This is a genomic window from Microcystis sp. LE19-10.1B, assembly GCF_027530565.1.
In the GTDB taxonomy this organism is placed as follows: domain Bacteria; phylum Cyanobacteriota; class Cyanobacteriia; order Cyanobacteriales; family Microcystaceae; genus Microcystis; species Microcystis aeruginosa.
On record NZ_JAPZQM010000030.1, the window covers coordinates 1 to 2,297 of the forward strand.

A 2,297-nucleotide genomic window follows, 5' to 3' on the forward strand; every position below is an offset into this window, starting at 1 on the left:
ATTTGCAGCGCAGCAGCAACATGAAGTGCATCCATCGCCGCTAAACCGTAAGTGCCAGCAATTTCATGACTCACTGCACCCTCCTCGACGTGCAGCAAGTTCTTGTTCTATTTCGTCTTCATTGAGCAGTTGCAATCCAGCTGCGATCGCCCGCTGTCGGATTTCCCATAACTTTTTGCTTAATGGTGTTTGGGGAATAAATTTAGCTTCTGGTGTTGTTTGTGACTCAGATTTAAGTATTTGAACAAATTGCCAAACTTTTTGTTGCTTTTCCGGGGTCAATTCTCGCCATTGCTCAAGTAAGCTAAACGGCTTTTACTTCGGATCACCGATATAGACTCCAAAAGGGTTATAGCTATTGGATCATGCAGGTTAAGCGCCGTTTAGCTTAGTTCTTCTTCTTTATCCATAAATACCTCGCTCTTAAATTACGCATTCCTCGAATCGTTGGCTGTCCAAGACATATTTGTGGATTAACTTTCGGCTCTTGTAGTAGATATGTATGGGTAGTTCAGGTGTTTTAGGTGGGAATTGGTTCACCCGGCCGCAAACTAGACCATTTACCGGTTTCGCGTAAAAAGCTTTCACAACCCACCACATCCCACTCCATTTCGATATAATCTTCTTTGGTGCGAATGTTAACGTTAATAGAAGGGTTCTTCGCTTCAAAGTCCGGTGTCTCGGTGAGATGACGTTCCTGATGTTGTGTTTCTACGGCATGATAGGTGAGACAGCGATCAACAAAATAGCAGTTAATACAAATACACATAGGTTTAACTCTATAGGTCTTTTCCGTTAATCTAGCTCAGTCTCTCCCCAAATAGGGCCGGTAAAAATTATATTTTTGTAAATTGCTCTTCTCGATGTCTTGTCAAAAAAACCTAGATAGTTTAGTTAAAGAAGTTTTTGCGATTAATCGGCAAGAATTGCCAGAAAATGCTTATTTAGTCGGTGGTGCTGTGCGAGACGCTTTATTAAACCGTCAGAAAGACTATATTGACCTAGATTTTGTGGTTCCCGAAAAAGCGATCGAAATTGCCCAAACTATTGCCCATCAGTATAAAGCCGGTTTTGTGGTTTTAGATGCCGTTCGTCAAATTGCTCGCGTCGTTTTTCCCCAGGGTACTCTTGATTTCGCACAACAGGAGGGAGAATCTCTAGAAATAGACCTAAAAAGACGGGATTTCACCGTTAATGCTCTCGCTTATAATCTCCACACCCAAGAAATTTTCGATCCTTTAGGGGGATTAAAAGATTTAGGCTGCCAATCCCTGCGGATGATTTCCCGCGAAAATCTCCAGGATGATCCCCTAAGATTATTAAGGGCCTATCGACAAGCGGCTCAATTGGACTTTGAGATCGAACCCCATACCCGTGCAACTATTCGTTCTCTTGCCCCTTTATTGCACCGTGTAGCCGCCGAAAGGGTGCAATCCGAGTTGAATTACCTTTTGCTCAATTCCCGTGGCAATAAATGGCTAAAAAGTGCTTGGGAAGATGGCTTATTATCTCTCTGGTTGCGTCGGATTACCCCCGCAAAAATGGAGCGAGTTATGGGGGTGGAAGCGGCAGCGGGATTTTTAGAATCTTTGTTACCGGAAAAATTTATCTTTTCCCCTTCTCAGTTACAGTTGACAAAATTGGCCCTATTGGTATCGGATATTTTGGCAGAAGCGGAAAAAGAGTTAATCGATCTCAAGTATTCCCGTGGGGAAATTCGCACGGTAATGACGGTAATTAAGTCTTTACCTCCCCTCAAAGAAGCAGATAATTTAAGTCTGCGGGAACAGTATTTTATTTATCTAAATACGGGAAAAGTATTTCCTGTCTTTGCCCTTTTTGCTTTATCAATGGGGATTAACAAAAATATCGTCGCTTCTCTGTTGACTTCCTATCTCGATCCCGATAATATTATCGCCCATCCCCGACCTTTATTAAGGGGCGATGATTTAATTAACCATTTACAGCTGAAACCCAGTCCGGTTATCGGTAAGTTATTAACCGAGGTACAAATTGCCCAAATTGAGGGCCAAGTTACAGTTTTTCAGGAAGCGATCGATTTTGCCAAAAAGTTATTATAAGTGGTTGGTTATAATTAAATTAAAAATGGATTTTAGGTTCGATCCCCCCTGCCCCCCTTGATAAGGGGGGTGCCGATCCCCCCTTAATAAGCTATCCCTTATAGGGATCTTTCTTAACAATTTTTGCAGTAAGCACTCCAACCCTTATCCTGACTTGATTTCAGTTTTTTCTTTGTCAGTAAGGGTGTCAACAAGGAATATTACAAATTGTTAACC

At 42.1% G+C, this 2,297-nt stretch carries 3 protein-coding genes; 1 reads left to right on the plus strand and 2 read right to left on the minus strand.

All coding sequences use genetic code 11. The annotated features are described in order from the left end of the window. Nucleotides 1–63: 63 nt before the first annotated feature. The gene (locus O9332_RS01115; RefSeq protein ID WP_288023317.1) at nt 64–282 is read right to left on the minus strand and encodes a hypothetical protein; all 219 of its coding nucleotides are present in this window, start codon (nt 280–282) and stop codon (nt 64–66) included. 238 nt (nt 283–520) lie between these two features. Further along, nucleotides 521–769, minus strand: a complete 249-nt coding sequence (locus O9332_RS01120) for a Ycf34 family protein (RefSeq protein WP_002760106.1) — start codon at nt 767–769, stop codon at nt 521–523. 94 nt (nt 770–863) lie between these two features. Here O9332_RS01120 and O9332_RS01125 point away from each other — a divergent pair, with 94 nt between their 5' ends. Continuing rightward, the gene (locus tag O9332_RS01125; RefSeq protein WP_002760104.1) at nt 864–2,081 is read left to right on the plus strand and encodes a tRNA nucleotidyltransferase/poly(A) polymerase-related protein; all 1,218 of its coding nucleotides are present in this window, start codon (nt 864–866) and stop codon (nt 2,079–2,081) included. Nucleotides 2,082–2,297 lie beyond the last annotated feature (216 nt).